This window comes from Massilia sp. Dwa41.01b (genome assembly GCF_014171775.1).
Lineage (GTDB): Bacteria > Pseudomonadota > Gammaproteobacteria > Burkholderiales > Burkholderiaceae_D > Telluria.
Genome location: NZ_CP050454.1, coordinates 3,234,775 through 3,251,804, shown reverse-complemented (window position 1 = coordinate 3,251,804; position 17,030 = coordinate 3,234,775). Strand labels below are relative to the sequence as shown.

Here is a 17,030-nt window from a genome sequence, read left to right as displayed (position 1 = left end):
CTTGTTCTATTGGCAACAACCTCATACGCTGCGCTGCAGCGAGCGTTCGCAATGACCGGAAGCGGAAGACCGTTCCTGCCTCTTTGACTTCACTGGACGGCAATCATGGGATTTGTCCTGTTCATCATTATCTGGCTGACGGTTTCGCTCATGCTCTACGCCTTGCTGTGGGCGGTATGCATACGCCGTTTTGGCAGAGTTGGCATGTCGGTTTTCAATCTTGGCTTGTCCGTCATCCTGAGCCCCGGGGTGGGGGCCGGCGCGCATCGTGCCTTTGCTTTCCCAGGCGGACTTGCCGTGCTAATGACTGGCATGAGCGATAGCTCGGAAGCTTTTCCATCTCTTAATTTGATGATGTGGATGCTGACCTTCCTGATATTCTCGATCGTTAGCTGGTATGCGAAAAAATACGATACCGCTAAATAGAATGACGATCCTTTATATGAGCCGACGTCGCAAACGCGGGTGTCATTGCCCCGCATTCAAATAAGGACATTCTGTCGGATTTCTCTAATATCGAGCTGGCTTTCCGGTAGCTGTGCTAGGAACACTTCATGCTATCGATCTTCTTGAACTCCGCATCGAATCGGCTCTTCCAGTTGGCTCGCTCCTCCTTGTTGTCTGCGTCGATTGCTGCGTTAGCGTAGCTTCTCAACGAGCCGATGAGGGTTCGACACGGTCCATGAGGCAGCATGGACTCGTCGGTGATCGAAGCATCGATGAGCTGTTTCTTCTTGAATGCCGCAAGGACTGCCTCCAGGACGGCCTTTTTTGCTGGTGCATTGATCGGCTCGGCTAAATGCGCCAGATGCGATTCGTCGCAAGATTCCCTGTCAATATGTCGCACGTCCCAGGAATCACCGTTCCGCTCTAATACTGCCCACGAGCTGCCGCCGTACCCGCCGTAGGAATTCTTGGCATTGTATTTGATACAAGCGAAATTCTTGTACTGAATGATCTCGCCCCATTTCGCCGAGTCGGGGTCTTTTAAACGTCCGCGTACGGCGGTCTTGATGCCATCGTCAAATAGAGCTTGACCACAGCCGCCGAGCGCGGCAGCTATTGCCGCTAGTAAGAACACATTACGCATCATTTGTATCATTATTTCGGTAGTGCAATATTATTATCTTATTGGAATGATGTCCAGCCTTGAATGCGATAAAAGACACCCAAGAGCTAGCGCAACCTGTGGCGTGCCGCACACTCGCACGGAAAGCTTTTCAAAGGGTTCAGCCGCTAATCGAAGCTCAGTTTCCCGCGTCGCGGAACATCGCTGACGGCGATGCCTACGCGTTGAAGTTCGCGTAGCACTAAAGGAGTCCGATTAGTCTGTTACACCGGCGAATCGACTCATCGATTCAATCCTTGAATCGGACACGTCAACCATTGGTTTGTTGACGCATGGGTCCCCCGCCTATGATGGTTTTCATGGGAGAAGATCATGAAGTGCGGCATCGACCGCACCAGGTCTTGCACCACATCGACATGGAGACAGGCATGAAGGCAGGCATACTCGCGCTCGGCGCAGGACTCGCGCTCGGCAGCACGGCCGTCCAGGCACAAACGAAGGTCACCATCTACGGCATTGCCGACGCCGCCTTCGTGGGCGAGCGTGGCGGCGCCACAGGCAGCACCAGCAGGATCACCAGCGGCGCGGCATCGGCCTCGCGCATCGGCTTTCGCGGCAGCGAACAACTCGGCGATGGCCTCTCCGCCTTCTTCACCCTCGAGACCGGCACGAAGATCGACACCGGCGCCGTCGATGCGGCCGGCACCATCTTCAACCGCCAGGCCTTTGTCGGCGTCGAGGGCAGCCTGGGCAAGCTTGCGCTCGGCCGCCAGTACACGCCCTGGCACACCACGCTGGCAACGGTCGCCGACCCTTTCGGCACCGGCTACGCGGGCACGTCGAAAAACCTCTTCCCCGATTTCGGCAGCAATGTCCGCACCAGCAATACGGTGACCTACGCCTCGCCGGTCATCAACGGTGCGAGCGTGGAATTGGCCTACAGCGCGGGGGAGGGGGGCGACAGCGCCAGTGGACGCCAGTTCGGCGGCGCTGTCGGTTGGGCTGGCGGCCCGCTGGTGCTGCGCTTCGCCTACAACAGCAAGAACGCGGAAAACGCCATCGGCCTGCCAAACGGAGGACGCGGTTGCAATACCTTGCTGGCCGTTGCCTACGACCTGAAGTTGGCCAGGCTGCATGCGGGCTACGGTATCGACCGCGGCCACAACAGCGCGCCGCTGGGCAACCCGAACAATCCGTATGGTGGGGTGGCGCCGATGGCGTCAACGGATGGCCGCGAACTGCTGCTGGGCTTGAGCGCACCGCTCCAGGGCGGCACATTGATGTTCTCGGTCATGCACAAGGACGACCGCGGCGCCCTGGACCAGGACGCGAGCAGTTGGGGCATCGCTTATCTGTACGCGCTCTCGAAACGCACCGGCCTGTATGCCGCCTACGGCCATATCCGCAACCGCAACGGCGCCGGCTATACGGTCGCCAACAACACCGAGGCCGGCAGCGGCCACACCGGGACAAATCTCGGCATGCGCCACAGCTTCTAGGGCGTCGATTCAATTCCTGGATCGATCACGTCAAGCATTGGTTTGTTTGCAAGGGGACGGGTGCCCATGATGGATTCACATGAAAACGCGCAGCAGCTGCTGCCACCGGCCCTGGCCAGCCGCTCCCATTGCGGGCAACAACAACTTCAGGAGACAAACGTGGAACAAGCACAGCAACCAATGCCGGCCATGGCGGCGCCAGCGACAGGCAAGCAAGCGTCGCAGGCGCGCTGGATGATCCTCGCGGTCCTCTTCATGGTCACCACCATCAACTATGCCGACCGCGCGACGATTTCGATCGCCGGGCCCGAAATCAAGAAGGCGCTCGGCCTGTCCCCGGTCGAGATGGGCTACGTCTTCTCGGCCTTTGCCTGGTCCTATGTCCTGGCCCAGCTGCCCGGCGGCTGGCTGCTCGACCGCTTCGGCTCGAAGATCACCTATTTCTTCAGCATCTTCCTGTGGTCGCTGTTCACGGTATTCACCGGCGCGGTCGGCTTCTTCACGGGCGGCGCGGCCGTAGCGATGCTCTTCCTGCTGCGCTTTGCGGTCGGCGCGGCCGAAGCCCCTTCGTTCCCGGGCAACAGCCGCATTACCTCCGCCTGGTTCCCCATGCATGAACGCGGCCTGGCCTCGGCCATCTTCAATTCGGCCCAGTACTTCGCCACCGTGCTGTTCGCGCCCATCATGGGCTGGCTGGTGCACTCCCACGGCTGGCAGAGCGTGTTCTACGTGATGGGTGGCCTGGGCATCGGCATGGCCTTCATCTGGCTCAGGACCATTCACTCGCCCAAGGACCCCCGTCGATCAATGCGGAAGAACTGCGCTACCTGCAGGAAGGCGGCGCCCTGGTCGACATCGATGGTGCCGGGCGCGGCGTCCAGCCGCCCAGCGTGGGCACGCTCTCCTGCATCAAGGAGATGCTCGGCAACCGCATGCTGCTGGGCGTGTACATCGGCCAGTATTGCATCACCACGCTGACCTACTTCTTCCTGACCTGGTTCCCGGTCTACCTGGTGCAGGAGCGCGGCATGACGATCCTGAAGGCCGGCTTCGTCGCCTCGCTGCCGGCGATCGCGGGCTTCCTCGGCGGGATCGCAGGAGGCTGGATGTCGGACCGCCTCTCGAAAGCCGGCTACTCGCTGTCGACCGCACGCAAGCTGCCGATCGTGACCGGCATGCTGCTGTCGATGTCCATGATCGCGTGTAACTACATCGAGACCGACACCCTGGTCGTGGCCGTCATGTCGCTCGCCTTCTTCGGCAAGGGCATCGGTGCGCTGGGCTGGGCGGTGGTGGCGGACACCTCGCCGAAAGAGGCTGGCGGCCTGTCGGGAGGCCTGTTCAACACCTTCGGCAATACCGCCGGCATCACGACGCCCATCGTCATCGGCTACATCGTGCAGGGGACGGGCTCCTTCGCCGGCGCCCTGGTCTACGTGGGCGCCAACGCGGCACTGGCCATCTTCTGCTACCTGTTCATCGTGGGCGATATCAAGCGCGTCACCCTCGTCAAATCGCTCTGCAAGTAATCCATTTATATCGAGTCCACCCATGCATACCACGCAATCGAACAAGACCGTATCAGGCGCCCCGACCATCACCGACCTGCGCGTCGTTCCCGTCGCCGGCCGCGACAGCATGCTGCTGAACCTGTCCGGCGCACATGGCGCCTGGTTCACCCGCAACATCGTGATCCTCACCGACAGCGCCGGCAACACCGGCCTGGGCGAAGTACCGGGCGGCGAAAAGATCCGCCAGACCATCGAGGATGCGCGCTCCCTCGTCGTCGGCAAGACCCTGGGCGAGTACAACAACGTGCTCAATGCCATGCGCGCCGCCTTCGCCGAGCGCGACGCGGGCGGGCGCGGCCAGCAGACCTTCGACCTGCGCGTCGCGATCCACGCCGTCACCGCGGTGGAATCGGCCCTGCTCGACCTGCTCGGCCAATTCATGAACGTGCCGGTGGCGAGCCTCCTGGGCGAAGGCATGCAGCGCGACGCGGTCGAGATGCTGGGCTACCTGTTCTACGTGGGCGACCGCAACAGGACCGACCTGGACTACCGCGCCGAGCCGGACGCCGGCGACGCCTGGTTCCGCCTGCGTAACGAGGAAGCCTTGACGCCGGAAGCCATCGTGCGCCTGGCCGAAGCGACCCAGGCGCGCTATGGCTTCAACGATTTCAAGCTCAAGGGCGGCGTCTTCTCGGCCGACGCCGAGATGGACGCCATCGTCGCACTGCACGAGCGCTTCCCCGGGGCGCGCGTCACGCTCGACCCGAACGGCGGATGGTTATTAAAGGACGCGATCCGCGTCTGCCGCGACAAGCACGGCATCCTGGCCTATGCCGAGGATCCCTGCGGCGCCGAGGACGGCTTTTCGAGCCGCGAAGTGATGGCCGAGTTCCGCCGCGCCACCGGCCTGCCGACCGCCACCAACATGGTCGCTACCGACTGGCGCCAGATGGCCCATTCGATCCAGTTGCAGTCGGTCGACATCCCGCTGGCCGACCCGCACTTCTGGACCATGCAGGGTTCGGTGCGCGTGGCCCAGCTGTGCCAGATGTTCGGCCTGACCTGGGGCTCGCACTCGAACAACCACTTCGACATCTCGCTGGCGATGTTCACCCACGTCGGCGCCGCGGCGCCGGGCAAGGTCACGGCGATCGACACCCACTGGATCTGGCAGGACGGTCAGCGCCTCACGAAAGAACCTTTGAGGATCGTCGGGGGCATGGTGAAGGTGCCGGAAAAGCCGGGACTGGGCATCGAAATCGACATGGCGGAACTGGAAAAGGCGCACCAGGCCTACAGGAACATGGGCTTGGGCGCGCGCGACGACGCGGCCGCGATGCAGTTCCTGGTGCCGGGCTGGAAGTTCGATGCCAAGCGGCCTTGCCTGGTACGCTAGGGTCGGTCAGGGGCTTGCCTGGGGGCCGTCCGGGTCCAGCCGTGCCCAGCCCATGGCGGTCGGCTGCCAGCCCGCGCGCTCGAGCAGACCGCTCACATGCCGGTACAGGGGATCGGCCGATGCAGCCGTCCCGAGGTGGAGGAAGTCCGTGGCGAGCGAGCCGAAGGCGACACCGGTGGGCGCCGGATCCTCCCAGGCCTCGTACAACTCGAATTGCGCTTCGACCGGGATGCTGTGGATCCAGTAGGGAAGGACGGCGAACATGCGCAGCACGCGGACCTGTTCGCCCCGGATCAACAGCACCGTCAGCAAAAAGAAGGGCGAGAGGAGCAGGGCCGCGCAGTAGCCGAGGATGGCCTTCCAGCCCATGCAGGGCACGACATACAGTGCACAAAGGCCGAGCACGATGATGGCCATCGAATCGGGCATCACGACGAGATCGGACTGGCCAAGCCGGAAAGGGCGCCACCAGCTGTACAGCCTGGCTATCGGACGCAGGAAGGATCGGGGGCGGAGACGCGCCGGGCGCGGCCTGTCTGCTTTTCCTTGCATGTGCTTTCGGCCGCTGTCCGTTGTCGATAGGGTGCGCGGGCGGCAGGCGTGGCCACCGCGCGATGGATACAGTGTACGGGCCTGCTTGCTTTCTTGGCAAGTGCATTTAGGCAATAACCAGAAAGGAGGAATTGACAGGTGGCGGCGTGGATATGGTAGGCTTTGCAACGTTGCTGATTTGAAACGGTGTGCGGATCGGCTCCTTTACCGCCTTTGTCTCGCACCGCTTCATCCAGGGAAACCATGTCCAGATCCGCCTTCAGTGCGAAAGCCTTTGCCGCCTACCTGTTCGTCCTCGGCGCCTGTCTCGTCGTCGTGCCGAACACGCTGCTGAGCCTTTTCGGCATTCCCCCCAGCCCCGATGTCTGGGTACGTGTCGTCGGCCTGACCGTCTTCATGCTGGGCGTCTACGCCTGGGTCTCGGCCAACTACAAGCCCTTCCTCGAAGCCTCGGTCTACACCCGCGCCGTCGTCTTCGCCGTCCTCACCTGCTTCGCCTTGCTCGACCTGGGCAGTCCCATGCTGGCCGTGTTCGGCCTTGCCGACCTGGGCGGCGGCCTGTGGACCTGGTTCGCGCTGCGCGCCGATGCGCGCGCGGACCAGCCGCGATTCGCGGCTGGGGCGTAAGAGCTTGCATCGTCTCGCCGTACGCTCGTACTGTCCTCGACGATGCGCCTTGCCCTGAAGCGTTTGTCAGGCACGCTCAGTCCGATCGCCGCGCCGGCTGTTCCGGCACCGTACCGCGCGAAGCCAGGACTTCACGCCACGGTATTGCCCCTGCGAGTACGGGTTCGACGCGACCCTGGTGCGATCAAATCCCGTCGAAGAGTTTGTACCAGAACTCATCGCCGTACTTCAAGGCCAGGTAGCCGCACACGCACATCGGCACGAGGAACGCGAGTACCGCAAAGCCGGTCGAGGACGGCGCCGACGCGATGACGAGGACCAGCCCGATGAAGAAACCGAGCAGGGCGCCGCAGCCGAAGCGGCTCACCCGTTCCGCTTCGCTGATTTCCGGTCCTTCCGTTACTTCAGGTTCCATGTCGAACAGGCCTGTTGGAATACACGCATTCCATACCGGGCTGCCGCGATGTCGTCATGGCTGGAAAGCGTAGCGTGGAGTCCTGACTCCACGCCTCTTTCGTACCGCACCGGACCCGCATCCCGGGGGATAAAAGAAAGGGCGCCATTGGCGCCCGTTCCTCATGCAGCTTGCGCTTACATGTTCGGATAATTCGGCCCGCCGCCGCCTTCCGGCGTCACCCAGACGATGTTCTGGGTCGGATCCTTGATGTCGCAGGTCTTGCAGTGCACGCAGTTCTGGGCGTTGATCTGCAGGCGGTCCTGGCCGGCATCCGTCTTCACGTACTCGTACACGCCCGCCGGGCAGTAGCGCTGCTCGGGGCCGGCGTACTTCGCCAGGTTGACGTCCACCGGGATGCTGGCATTCTTCAGCGTCAGGTGCACCGGCTGGTCTTCGGCATGGTTGGTGTTCGAGATGAACACCGACGACAGGCGGTCGAAAGTCAGCTTGCCATCCGGCTTCGGATACACGATCGGCTTGAAGTTCGAGGCCGGTTGCAGGCACTCGTGGTCGGCATGCTTGTGGCGCAGCGTCCAGGGGGCCTTGCCGCGGAAGACGATCTGGTCGATGCCGGTCATGAGGGTGCCCATGTACAGGCCCTTGCCCATCCACGGCTTGAAGTTGCGCGCGGCGTGCAGTTCCTTGTACAGCCAGGACTGCTCGAAAGCGGCCGGGTAGCTGGCCAGTTCGTCGTGCTGGCGGCCGGCGCCCAGTGCCGCGAAGGCCGCTTCGGCTGCCAGCATGCCGGTCTTGATCGCGCCGTGGCTGCCCTTGATGCGGCTGGTGTTGAGGAAGCCGGCATCGCAGCCGATCAGGGCGCCACCCGGGAACACGGTCTTCGGCAAGGATTGCAGGCCGCCGGCCGTGATTGCGCGCGCGCCGTAGGAGATGCGCTTGCCGCCTTCGAAGAACTTGCGGATCTCCGGGTGGGTTTTGTAGCGCTGGAATTCCTCGTAGGGCGACAGGTAGGGGTTCTGGTAAGCCAGGCCGACGATGAAGCCGACGGCCACCTGGTTGTTCTCCAGGTGGTACATGAAGGAGCCGCCATAGGTGCTGTTGTCCAGCGGCCAGCCGGCGGTGTGGATGACCAGGCCCGGCTTGTGCAGGGCCGGGTCGATTTCCCACAGTTCCTTGATGCCGATGCCGTAGGACTGCGGGTCCTTGCCCTTGTTCAGGTCATACTTGACCATCAGCTGCTTGCCGAGGTGGCCGCGCGAACCTTCGGCGAAGAAGGTGTATTTCGCGTGCAGCTCCATGCCGAGCTGGAAGGCATCGGTCGGCTTGCCTTCGCGGTCGACACCCATGTTGCCGGTCGCGACACCCTTGACCGAACCATCGTCGTTGTACAGGATTTCGGCGGCGGGGAAGCCCGGGAAGACTTCGACGCCCAGGCTTTCCGCCTGCTGGCCGAGCCAGCGCACCACGTTCGCCAGCGAGACGATGTAGTTGCCGTGGTTGGTCAGCATCTTCGGCATCATGAACGACGGCGTGGTGCGCGCTTTCGTCTCGGTCAGGAACAGCATGCGGTCTTCGGTGACCGGGGTGTTGAGCGGCGCGCCCAGTTCCTTCCAGTTCGGGAACAATTCGTTCAGGGCAATCGGATCCATGACCGCGCCCGACAGGATGTGGGCGCCGACTTCACCGCCTTTTTCCAATACGCAGACCGAGACTTCCTGGCCTTTCTCAGCGGCGAGCTGCTTCAGGCGGATGGCTGCCGACAGGCCGGCCGGGCCGCCGCCGACGATGACAACGTCGTACTCCATTGCTTCGCGCGGGCCGTATTGTTCGAGGATGTTGGTTGCGTCTGTCATGGTTTTGGTATGGTTAGGAAAATTTAAGCACGAGTGTGCGGGTTTTTGGGGCCGATTGCAACTTGGGCAGGCATTTTAGGGCCAATATTAGATGTGTTTATCTAATGCCCGCGATCTGTGACATCATTATGCCTTGATCACCATCCGTGCCGCAGCACATCAGGACAGGAGCAAACGTGGGCATCGAAGTCAACTTTGAAGGAAAAATCGCGATGGTGACGGGCGCCTCGAGCGGCCTGGGGGCGCGCTTCGCGAAAGCGCTGGCCGGCGCCGGCGCCAGGTGGTGCTGGCTTCGCGCCGCACCGAACGCCTGAAGGAGCTGCGCGCCGAGATCGAGGCCGACGGCGGCGCCGCCCACGTCGTCAACCTCGACGTGACCAGCCTGGACAGCATCAAGTCGGCCATTGCCCATGCCGAGACCGAAGCCGGCCCCATCGACATCCTCGTCAACAATTCCGGCGTGCAGAACACCCAGCGCCTGCTCGACGTGACCGAGGACGATTACCAGTACATCATGGACACCAACCTGCGCGGCGCCTTCTTCGTGGCGCAGCAGGCGGCCAAGCGCATGATCCAGCGCGCCAAGGGCGACCCGCGCAAGCAGCACCGCATCGTGAATATCGCCTCGGTCGCGGGCCTGCGCGTGCTGCCGCAGATCGGCGTGTACTGCATGAGCAAGGCTGGCGTGGTGCAGATGACGAAGGCGATGGCGGTCGAATGGGGCAAATACGGCATCAACGTCAATGCCATCTGCCCCGGCTATATTTCGACCGAAATGAACGAGGATTATTTCGAGACCGAGCAGGGCAAGAAACTGATCGAGCTGCTGCCGCGGAAGCGCCCCGGCAAGCCGGAAGACCTGGACGGCCTGCTCCTCTTGCTGGCCGCCGAGGAGGCGCATTTCATCAATGGCGCCATCATTACCGCCGACGACGGCATGACGGCCCAATGACAACGTAAATCGCCGCAGCGTAGAATATGGGAAGCGGGCGCCGGCAGCGGCGCCTTTTCTATTTATTGATTGGAAGTGCAATACGAAGCATGAGTAACAGGAAGTTGGTCCACACGATGCGCATGCCGGTGCGCTGGGGCGACATGGACGCGATGGGCCATGTCAATAACACGGTTTATTTCCGCTATATCGAAACGGCGCGTATCGCCTGGCTGGAGCAGGTGGGCGCCTTGCCCGATCCGACGGCTACCGGCCCGGTGCTGGTCAATGCCCAATGCGCGTTCATCAAACAACTGAAGTATCCGGCCGAGATCGAAGTCACGTCCTGGGTGGGGCCGCCCGGCCGTTCGAGTTTCGAGGTCTCGCACGAGATTCGCCTGGTCGGCGCCGATGGCACGGCCGGCGCGCTGCATGCGCAAGGCGCGGCAAAAATCGTCTGGGTGGATTTCGCGGCAGAGAAGTCGGTGCCGCTGCCGGACGCGATACGCGAACTGCTGCCGTCTGCCGCGCAAGCGTCATGACAATGCGATGAAGGGAAATGGAAAAGCGCCTTGAGGGGCGCTTTTTTCGTTACCGGATTCGATTCCCGCCGGCTGCGCTGAAATGCTGCGCCGTGACAATCGGTGAGTATTTTTCGTCTTTTGGTGTGGCACTATCCGGTTTTTGCCCGCCGCCCCCCATTCAGCGTGTCTCGATGACGGCTATTCCCGCTGCCGCAAGGGTTCTCGTCAAATCCATCAATTTCAACCGCATCGTGTACTTATGTCACACGAATTTGCTATTAACTGGAAAAACGCGGGATTTCCGCCTTTTTTGCATAGACGAAATACTCTATCTGTTGCGAAACGGTCCGTTGCAGTGCAGCGAATGTTCCGCCGGGCAAAACCAGCGATTATAATTTGGGTTCAATTTCCTGCGCGCACGATTGCATTTCTACTTTTTCTACTCTACCTGCCATGTCTAAAAATGAGGTCTCTTTCTCGATTGCCCGCCACGCGGCCTGGGCGCCGGGCGTGACCTCGTCTGCGCGCTGGAGCGAGTGGGCCGCGCAGCCATGGCGCATCGAACCTGGAGAAGGGCCGAAGCTTGCGGCCATGCCCGCGATGCTGCGCCGTCGTGCTGGACTGCTGGGCCGCATGGCGCTCGAAGTCGCGTATGACTGTCTCGGACAGGAAGCCGACGTGCCGACGGTATTCTGCTCGCGCCACGGCGAAGTCGGGCGTGCCATCGGCCTCCTGCAGGACCTGGCGCGTGGCGAACCGCTCTCGCCAACCGCTTTCGGCCTGGCGGTGCATAACGCCAGCGCCGGCCTGTTTTCGATCGCGCGCGCCGACCGTGCCAACCACATTGCGCTGGCCGCCGGCTCGGCCAGCGTCGAACACGCCGTCATCGAAGCATGCAGCCTGCTCGCCGACGGCGCCCCAAGCGTGCTGCTGGTGGCCTGCGACGAGCCGCTACCGGCGCTGCTGTCGTCTTTCGAGGACTGCGACGAGCAGCCGTACGCATTTGCTGGGTCATGGTGCCGGCAGGCGAGCGTCCGCTGCGCCTGTCCTGGCGCCGCGAAGAGCAGGAAGCGGCGCCCTCGGCCACGCCCGGCGGCCTGGAAGTGTTGCGCTTCCAGCTGGGTGAAGCCGATCGTCTGGAACGCGGCGCGGGCGCGCAGCGCTGGACCTGGAGCCGCAATGCTTGAGAAGCTGGGCCTTTGCTGGCGCGTGCTCGCGACCGGCCTCAGTTTCGCCGTCTTCGGACTGGGCGGGTTGGTGCTGCGCGTGATCGTGTTCCCCCTGCTGGCGCTATGCGTGCGCGAGCAGGGAGCGCGGGTACGGGCCGCGCGCGCCACCATCCGCCTGACCTTTCGCGCCTTCGTTGGCCTGATGCGCGGCCTTGGCGTGCTGCGCTACGAAGTGCATGGCTGGACAAGCTCGATCGCGCCGGCCAGCTCATTCTCGCGAATCACCCGACGCTGATCGACACGGTGTTCCTGATCGCGTTCGTGCGCAACGCCGACTGCATCGTCAAGGGCGGCCTCTGGAACAACCCGTTCACGCGCGGCCCGGTGCGCGCCGCCGGCTATATCTGCAACGACCGCGGCCCCGAGCTGGTGCAGGACTGCATCGCATCGCTGCGCGCGGGCGGCAACCTGATCGTGTTCCCGGAAGGGACGCGCACGCCGCGCGATGGCGTCATGGAACTCAAGCGCGGCGCCGCCAACATCGCCGTGCGTGGCACCCAGGCGGTCACGCCGGTGCTGATCGACTGCGAGCCGGCCACGCTCGGCAAGGGCGACAAGTGGTGGCATGTGCCGCCGCGCCAGGCGAACTTCCGGATCGAAGTGAAGGACGACATCGCGATCGAACATTTCACCGGTCCCGGCATCACCGACGTGGTGGCGGCCCGCCGCCTCACCGAATACCTGCAACACTATTTTATGAAAAAAGGCCAGCACCATGCTTGAACAGGAAGTGAAAGAACTGATCATCGATGTCCTCCAGCTCGAAGACATCACCCCAGCCGACATCGACAGCGAAGCACCGCTGTTCGTCGAAGGCCTGGGCCTGGACTCGATCGACGCACTCGAGATCGGCGTGGCGCTGCAGAAGCGTTATGGCATCACGCTGTCGGCAGAATCGCAGGAAACCCGCCGTCATTTCGCTTCGGTTCGCGCACTCGCTGCGATGATCGAAGCCAACCGCAAGAAATAAAGGACAAGGCCATGGTAGCCATTAACGACATGAACCGCGATGAACTGTTCGTCTGGGTCGCCGACCTGCTGGCCGAGATGTTCGAACTCGACCGCGACGAACTGACCCCGTCCTCGAACCTGTACGCCGACCTCGATATCGACAGCATCGACGCCGTCGACCTCGCGGTGAAACTCAAGCAGATGACCGGCAAGCGCCTGCAGCCGGAAGTGTTCAAGACCATCCGCACGATCGACGACGTGGTCGACGCGCTGGCCGGCCTGGCGGAAGAGCAGGCGGCCTGAAGTCGTGCTGTGGAACGTCCTGACCGCCGTCCTGACGCTGGTGTACCCGCTGGCCATCTGGTTCGGCCACGGTATCGTCGAGCCGCGCTGGCTCGCCGGCCTGCTGCTCCTGACGGTGGCCACGCGCCTGCCCGCATTGAAGCTCAATGCGGCGGCGCGCTGGTCGGCCGCGGGCGGCCTGGCCCTCGCCGGTGTCGCGGTCGCGTCCAACGCGGTCCTGCCCCTGAAGCTGTATCCGGTGCTGGTCAACGGCGCGCTGCTGGCGGCATTCGGCTATAGCCTGCTGTCGGGTCCTTCGATGGTGGAACGGCTGGCGCGCCTGCGCGAGCCCGACCTGCCGCCGGCGGGCGTGGCCTACACCCGCCGCGTGACGCAAGCCTGGTGCGTTTTCTTCGTCTTCAATGGCGCGATCTGCCTGGGCACCGCCCTGTTTTCCCCGGAAGCCGTCTGGTCGCTCTACACGGGCGTCGTCTCCTACGTGCTGATGGGCCTGATGTTCGGCGGTGAATTCCTGCTGCGCATGCGTTTCAAACGGCTGAATCATGCTTGATCTGTTTTCCCGACTCGCGGAGCGCCCGCAAGCGGCCCTGGCTGGCTGGCGCGAGAGCGCGCTCGTGCGCCATGGCGACTTCCTCGGCCGCGTGCGCGCCTGGGCGGCCCTCGGCCGGCGCACCGAGGCCCGCGATGTCGCCCTGTATCTCGACGACAGCCGGGAATTCGGCGCCGCGCTCGTCGGCGCCTGGCTTGCGGGCAAAACAGTCTGGCTGGTGGCCGATACGCTGCCGGCAAGCTGCACTGCGCTCGAGGGTGAAGTGGGCGCCTTCTGGGGCCAGTTTCCGTCCGCCTGCGCGCCGCAATTGCCGCTGCCGGGCGACGACTGGGCTGGCGCCTGGGCCACTCCCGCGCCCGACTATCCCGCGCTGGTCGTGTACACCTCGGGCAGTACCGGCGCGCCGGCGCCGATCCGCAAGCAGTATGTGCAACTGATCACGGAAGTCGAGGTGCTGGAAGCGCAGTTCGGTGCGCGCATCGCCGGCGCGGCGGTCGTCTCGACAGTGTCGCACCAGCACATCTACGGACTGCTGTTCAGGGTGCTGTGGCCGCTCGCTTGCGGCCGTCCGGTCGAGGCGCTGCGCCACGAGTTCCCGGAAACGCTGGTGCCCGCGCTGCGCCTGCGCGACAGCCTGCTGCTGGCCAGCCCCGCGCATCAAGCGCCTGCCGGCGCACCTGGACTGGGCCGGCGTGCGCGCGCGGCTGCGTGCCGTGTTTTCGTCGGGCGGCATGCTCGATCTTGATGCGGCGCTGCACGCGCGCACGCTGCTGGGCCAGGCGCCGGTCGAGGTCTATGGCAGCTCGGAGACCGGCGGGGTGGCCTGGCGCCAGCGTAGCGGGAGCGCGCGGGAAGAGTGGACGCCGTTCGACGGCGTGCAATGGCAGGCTGGCGAGGACGGCCTGCTGGAAGTGCGGTCGACGCCTGCCGGCGGACTACAGCGCCTCGCCGATCGTGTCGAGCCAGCCGGGCAGGGACAATTCGTCCTGCGCGGCCGTGCGGACCGCATCGTCAAGATCGAGGAAAAGCGCGTCTCGCTCGACGCCATGGAAGCAGCCCTGAAAGCCTCGCCGCTGGTGCTGGAGGCGCGCGTGCTGGCCTGTCCGGAGCGCGCGCGCCAGTCGCTGGCCGCCTTTGTCGTGCCCAGCGAAGAGGGCGCCGCGCTGCTCGCCCTGGAAGGTAAGGCGGCCATGAACGCCCGCCTGCGCAGCGTGCTCGCCGCGTGCACCGAAGCGGTCGCGCTGCCGCGCCGCTGGCGCTACCTCGAGCGCATGCCGGTCAACGCGCAGGGCAAAACCACCCAGGCGCAGTTGCTGGCGCTGCTGGGAGCGCAGGTGGGCGAACAAAGGGCCAGGAAGCGCGCCCGCGCTTTCCGCAGGTGCGCGTGCTCGAGGAAGCCGGCGCGCGCGCGCTGCTGGAACTGACCGTGCCCGCCGACCTGCTGTATTTCGACGGTCACTTCGACGTCGCCCCGGTGCTGCCGGGTGTGGTGCAGGTGGACTGGGCGCTGCATTACGGCCGCCACCACCTGGGCCTGTCAGGGACCTTCGGCGGCATCAATGCCCTGAAGTTCCAGCAAATGGTCAAGCCCGGGCAACCGGTACAGCTGGAACTCGTGTTCGATGCTGCCAAGGGCAGCCTGAACTTCCGTTATTTTTCCGATGCCGGCGCGCATGCGAGTGGCCGCATCCTTATCTCTCATTCTGTTTAGGACCTGGATCAGCATGTTGAACAAGAAGTTTTCGCCGGAGCGCCAGAGCGCGTTCGAAGCCCGTTTCGAAGCGCAGAAGATTGCCTTCGGGCCCGTCGTATTCCAGTGCGTGCGCTACGCGTGGAAGCGCGGCATGCTGCAGGCGATCGCCGACGCCGGCGAGACCGGCCTGTCGGTCGACGAACTGGCCGGCACCGGGAAATGGACGGCCTACGCTCTCAAGATGGTGCTCGAAACCTGCCTGTCCGCCGGCGTGGTCTACCTCATTGACGGCCGCTATTCGCTCGACAAGGCCGGCTTCGTCGTCCTGACCGACCCGATCACCCAGATCAACATCGATTTCACCCACGATGTCTGCTACGAAGGCATGTTCAAGTTCGAGCAGTCGCTGGACGCGGAAAAGCCGCTGGGCCTGAAGGTGTTCGGCGAATGGCCGACCGTCTATGAAGGCCTGTCGCAGCTGCCCGAGCCGGCGCGTTCGAGCTGGTTCGCCTTCGACCACTTCTATTCGGATACCTCCTTCCCGGACATCATGCCCGACGTCTTCGCCACCGCACCGAAGCGCGTGATGGACATCGGCGCCAATACCGGCAAGTTCACCCTGGCCGCGCTCGGCGCCAACGCGGGCGTGAAGCTGCATCTGGTCGACCTGCCGGGCCAGCTGGCCGTGGCCGAGAAGGCGCTGCAGGAAGCGGGCCTGCGCGAGCGCGCCAGCCTGCACCCGACCAACCTGCTCGATCATGCCGCGACCCTGCCGGAAGGCATGGACCTGATCTGGATGAGCCAATTCCTGAGCTGCTTCTCGGAAGAGGCCATCGCCAGCATCTTCCGCCGCGTGGCCGCGGCCCTGGCGCCGAACGGCCAGGTGCTGGTGATGGACACCTTCTGGGACCGCCAGCGCTACGACATCGCCTCCTACTGCCTGATCAACACCTCGCCCTACTTCAACAACATCGCCAGCGGCAACAGCAAGGTCTACGAAAGCGAAGACTACGTGCGCCTGGCCAAGGCCGCCGGCCTGGAACTGGTGACCGCGCGCGACAACATCGGCTACTGCCACTCGCTGCTGCGCTTCTCGAAGGCTGGCTGACATGTTCAAGGCTTGCGTCGTCATCCCGGTCTACAACCACGAGCACGCGATCGGCAAGGTGCTGCAGCAGGTGCGCGCGCACGGCATGCCCGTGATCCTGGTCGACGATGGCAGCTCAAGCGCCTGCGCGGCCGTGCTCGACGAGCTGGCGGCGGCGCATCCGCAGGATGTGGTGCTGGAGCGCCACGCAGTCAACCAGGGCAAGGGCGGGGCGGTGCTGACCGGTTTCGCCCGTGCCGCGCGCGATGGGTACACCCACGTGCTGCAGGTCGACGCCGATGGCCAGCATGCCGTTGCCGACATTCCGCGCTTCCTCGACGCGGCGCGCGCCAAGCCGCAGGCCGTCGTCGCCGGTTGCCCGGTGTACGACGAGTCGGTGCCGGCGCTGCGCCTGTACGCCCGCTACCTGACCCACGTCTGGGTCTGGATCAACACGCTGTCGCTCGCGATCCGCGACTCGATGTGCGGCTTCCGGGTCTACCCGGTGGCGCCGGTGCTGGCGCTGGCCAGGCGCCGCCGCCTCGGCCTGCGCATGAACTTCGATATCGAGATCCTGGTGCGCCTGTACTGGGATGGCGTGTCGGTCGTGAACCTGCCGACCAAGGTCGGCTATCCGGAAGACGGCGTCTCGCACTTCAAGGCCTGGACCGACAACGTGCTCATCACGCGCATGCACGTCGCCCTGTTTTTCGGCATGCTGCCGCGTATTCCGAAACTGGTGGTGCGCAAGTGGCAGTAAATTCCACGGGTGCTGCCAGCGCGGCGGGCAGCACCGGCGACAAGCGCCACTGGGCCGCCATCAACGAGGCGAGCTTCGTG

The 17,030-nt window shown here is 64.0% G+C and carries 20 protein-coding genes and 3 pseudogenes; 19 read left to right on the top strand and 4 right to left on the bottom strand.

The window, feature by feature from the left end:
• Window positions 1–105 precede the first annotated feature (105 nt).
• Window positions 106–426, top strand: a complete 321-nt coding sequence (locus tag G4G28_RS14895) for a hypothetical protein (RefSeq protein WP_182988867.1) — start codon at window positions 106–108, stop codon at window positions 424–426.
• Window positions 427–541: 115 nt separating this feature from the next.
• Here G4G28_RS14895 and G4G28_RS14890 read toward each other — a convergent pair whose 3' ends face one another.
• Window positions 542–1,093 carry a hypothetical protein gene (locus G4G28_RS14890; RefSeq protein ID WP_182988866.1) on the bottom strand — a complete coding sequence of 184 codons (552 nt, stop codon included), beginning with the start codon at window positions 1,091–1,093 and terminating at the stop codon, window positions 542–544.
• A gap of 404 nt (window positions 1,094–1,497) precedes the next feature.
• Here G4G28_RS14890 and G4G28_RS14885 point away from each other — a divergent pair, with 404 nt between their 5' ends.
• From G4G28_RS14885 to gudD, 4 genes are all read left to right on the top strand, one after another.
• The gene (locus tag G4G28_RS14885) at window positions 1,498–2,568 is read left to right on the top strand and encodes a porin (protein ID WP_182988865.1); all 1,071 of its coding nucleotides are present in this window, start codon (window positions 1,498–1,500) and stop codon (window positions 2,566–2,568) included.
• A 159-nt stretch (window positions 2,569–2,727) separates the two neighbouring features.
• Complete coding sequence (locus G4G28_RS29325; protein WP_374011256.1) at window positions 2,728–3,546, top strand: MFS transporter; 819 nt, start codon at window positions 2,728–2,730, stop codon at window positions 3,544–3,546.
• Window positions 3,486–4,097 (top strand): MFS transporter, encoded by a 612-nt coding sequence (locus tag G4G28_RS29320; protein WP_374011255.1) that lies wholly within the window; start codon window positions 3,486–3,488, stop codon window positions 4,095–4,097. The genes G4G28_RS29325 and G4G28_RS29320 overlap by 61 nt, the downstream gene beginning before the upstream one ends.
• Before the next feature lie 22 nt (window positions 4,098–4,119).
• Window positions 4,120–5,475 carry a glucarate dehydratase gene (gene gudD, locus G4G28_RS14875; protein ID WP_182988864.1) on the top strand — a complete coding sequence of 452 codons (1,356 nt, stop codon included), beginning with the start codon at window positions 4,120–4,122 and terminating at the stop codon, window positions 5,473–5,475.
• A gap of 6 nt (window positions 5,476–5,481) precedes the next feature.
• Here the strand turns inward: gudD and G4G28_RS14870 are convergent, their stop codons facing one another.
• Window positions 5,482–5,892, bottom strand: coding sequence for a hypothetical protein (locus G4G28_RS14870; RefSeq protein ID WP_210283262.1), 411 nt, complete (start codon window positions 5,890–5,892; stop codon window positions 5,482–5,484).
• Window positions 5,893–6,270: 378 nt separating this feature from the next.
• Between G4G28_RS14870 and G4G28_RS14865 the strand changes: the two genes are divergently transcribed.
• The gene (locus G4G28_RS14865) at window positions 6,271–6,654 is read left to right on the top strand and encodes a hypothetical protein (RefSeq protein ID WP_182988862.1); all 384 of its coding nucleotides are present in this window, start codon (window positions 6,271–6,273) and stop codon (window positions 6,652–6,654) included.
• A 184-nt stretch (window positions 6,655–6,838) separates the two neighbouring features.
• Here the strand turns inward: G4G28_RS14865 and G4G28_RS14860 are convergent, their stop codons facing one another.
• Window positions 6,839–7,069, bottom strand: coding sequence for a hypothetical protein (locus G4G28_RS14860; protein ID WP_182988861.1), 231 nt, complete (start codon window positions 7,067–7,069; stop codon window positions 6,839–6,841).
• Window positions 7,070–7,245: 176 nt separating this feature from the next.
• On the bottom strand, window positions 7,246–8,922 hold the full coding sequence (locus tag G4G28_RS14855; protein WP_182988860.1) for an electron transfer flavoprotein-ubiquinone oxidoreductase: 1,677 nt from the start codon (window positions 8,920–8,922) through the stop codon (window positions 7,246–7,248).
• Between the two features lie 176 nt (window positions 8,923–9,098).
• Between G4G28_RS14855 and G4G28_RS14850 the strand changes: the two are divergent.
• The 13 genes and pseudogenes from G4G28_RS14850 (at window position 9,099) to G4G28_RS14800 (ending at window position 16,950) form a co-directional block, all read left to right on the top strand.
• Window positions 9,099–9,874, top strand: a pseudogene (locus G4G28_RS14850) (SDR family oxidoreductase).
• Between the two features lie 89 nt (window positions 9,875–9,963).
• On the top strand, window positions 9,964–10,395 hold the full coding sequence (locus tag G4G28_RS14845) for a thioesterase family protein (RefSeq protein WP_182988859.1): 432 nt from the start codon (window positions 9,964–9,966) through the stop codon (window positions 10,393–10,395).
• A gap of 17 nt (window positions 10,396–10,412) precedes the next feature.
• Window positions 10,413–10,772 (top strand): hypothetical protein, encoded by a 360-nt coding sequence (locus G4G28_RS14840; protein WP_182988858.1) that lies wholly within the window; start codon window positions 10,413–10,415, stop codon window positions 10,770–10,772.
• 58 nt (window positions 10,773–10,830) lie between these two features.
• Window positions 10,831–11,367 (top strand): annotated as a pseudogene (locus G4G28_RS29315) (beta-ketoacyl synthase chain length factor); the annotation flags it as partial.
• A gap of 189 nt (window positions 11,368–11,556) precedes the next feature.
• Window positions 11,557–12,329 (top strand): annotated as a pseudogene (locus G4G28_RS29310) (lysophospholipid acyltransferase family protein).
• On the top strand, window positions 12,322–12,576 hold the full coding sequence (locus G4G28_RS14825; protein ID WP_182988856.1) for a phosphopantetheine-binding protein: 255 nt from the start codon (window positions 12,322–12,324) through the stop codon (window positions 12,574–12,576). The pseudogene G4G28_RS29310 and the gene G4G28_RS14825 overlap by 8 nt, the downstream one beginning before the upstream one ends.
• A 29-nt stretch (window positions 12,577–12,605) precedes the next feature.
• Window positions 12,606–12,860 carry an acyl carrier protein gene (locus tag G4G28_RS14820; protein ID WP_182991833.1) on the top strand — a complete coding sequence of 85 codons (255 nt, stop codon included), beginning with the start codon at window positions 12,606–12,608 and terminating at the stop codon, window positions 12,858–12,860.
• Window positions 12,861–12,864: 4 nt separating this feature from the next.
• On the top strand, window positions 12,865–13,410 hold the full coding sequence (locus tag G4G28_RS14815; protein ID WP_182988855.1) for a hypothetical protein: 546 nt from the start codon (window positions 12,865–12,867) through the stop codon (window positions 13,408–13,410).
• Window positions 13,403–14,155: a hypothetical protein gene (locus tag G4G28_RS26410; RefSeq protein ID WP_229507651.1), complete on the top strand. Its 753-nt coding sequence runs from the start codon at window positions 13,403–13,405 to the stop codon at window positions 14,153–14,155. The genes G4G28_RS14815 and G4G28_RS26410 overlap by 8 nt, the downstream gene beginning before the upstream one ends.
• On the top strand, window positions 14,103–14,834 hold the full coding sequence (locus G4G28_RS26405; protein ID WP_229507650.1) for a hypothetical protein: 732 nt from the start codon (window positions 14,103–14,105) through the stop codon (window positions 14,832–14,834). Before G4G28_RS26410 ends, G4G28_RS26405 begins: the two co-directional genes overlap by 53 nt.
• Window positions 14,795–15,121 carry a hypothetical protein gene (locus G4G28_RS26400; protein ID WP_229507649.1) on the top strand — a complete coding sequence of 109 codons (327 nt, stop codon included), beginning with the start codon at window positions 14,795–14,797 and terminating at the stop codon, window positions 15,119–15,121. The genes G4G28_RS26405 and G4G28_RS26400 overlap by 40 nt, the downstream gene beginning before the upstream one ends.
• A 13-nt stretch (window positions 15,122–15,134) precedes the next feature.
• Window positions 15,135–16,211: a cyclopropane-fatty-acyl-phospholipid synthase family protein gene (locus tag G4G28_RS14805; protein WP_182988854.1), complete on the top strand. Its 1,077-nt coding sequence runs from the start codon at window positions 15,135–15,137 to the stop codon at window positions 16,209–16,211.
• 1 nt (window position 16,212) lies between these two features.
• Window positions 16,213–16,950, top strand: coding sequence for a glycosyltransferase family 2 protein (locus G4G28_RS14800; RefSeq protein ID WP_183107533.1), 738 nt, complete (start codon window positions 16,213–16,215; stop codon window positions 16,948–16,950).
• Window positions 16,951–17,030 lie beyond the last annotated feature (80 nt).

Coding starts and splice junctions, on each gene's coding strand:
- G4G28_RS14895 (WP_182988867.1), top strand. CDS start 106: ATGGGATTTGTCCTGTTCATCATTATCTGGCTGACGGTTTCGCTCATG.
- G4G28_RS14890 (WP_182988866.1), bottom strand. CDS start 1,093: ATGATGCGTAATGTGTTCTTACTAGCGGCAATAGCTGCCGCGCTCGGC.
- G4G28_RS14885 (WP_182988865.1), top strand. CDS start 1,498: ATGAAGGCAGGCATACTCGCGCTCGGCGCAGGACTCGCGCTCGGCAGC.
- G4G28_RS29320 (WP_374011255.1), top strand. CDS start 3,486: ATGCTCGGCAACCGCATGCTGCTGGGCGTGTACATCGGCCAGTATTGC.
- gudD (WP_182988864.1), top strand. CDS start 4,120: ATGCATACCACGCAATCGAACAAGACCGTATCAGGCGCCCCGACCATC.
- G4G28_RS14870 (WP_210283262.1), bottom strand. CDS start 5,892: ATGGCCATCATCGTGCTCGGCCTTTGTGCACTGTATGTCGTGCCCTGC.
- G4G28_RS14865 (WP_182988862.1), top strand. CDS start 6,271: ATGTCCAGATCCGCCTTCAGTGCGAAAGCCTTTGCCGCCTACCTGTTC.
- G4G28_RS14860 (WP_182988861.1), bottom strand. CDS start 7,069: ATGGAACCTGAAGTAACGGAAGGACCGGAAATCAGCGAAGCGGAACGG.
- G4G28_RS14855 (WP_182988860.1), bottom strand. CDS start 8,922: ATGACAGACGCAACCAACATCCTCGAACAATACGGCCCGCGCGAAGCA.
- G4G28_RS14845 (WP_182988859.1), top strand. CDS start 9,964: ATGAGTAACAGGAAGTTGGTCCACACGATGCGCATGCCGGTGCGCTGG.
- G4G28_RS14840 (WP_182988858.1), top strand. CDS start 10,413: ATGGAAAAGCGCCTTGAGGGGCGCTTTTTTCGTTACCGGATTCGATTC.
- G4G28_RS14825 (WP_182988856.1), top strand. CDS start 12,322: ATGCTTGAACAGGAAGTGAAAGAACTGATCATCGATGTCCTCCAGCTC.
- G4G28_RS14820 (WP_182991833.1), top strand. CDS start 12,606: ATGAACCGCGATGAACTGTTCGTCTGGGTCGCCGACCTGCTGGCCGAG.
- G4G28_RS26410 (WP_229507651.1), top strand. CDS start 13,403: ATGCTTGATCTGTTTTCCCGACTCGCGGAGCGCCCGCAAGCGGCCCTG.
- G4G28_RS14805 (WP_182988854.1), top strand. CDS start 15,135: ATGTTGAACAAGAAGTTTTCGCCGGAGCGCCAGAGCGCGTTCGAAGCC.
- G4G28_RS14800 (WP_183107533.1), top strand. CDS start 16,213: ATGTTCAAGGCTTGCGTCGTCATCCCGGTCTACAACCACGAGCACGCG.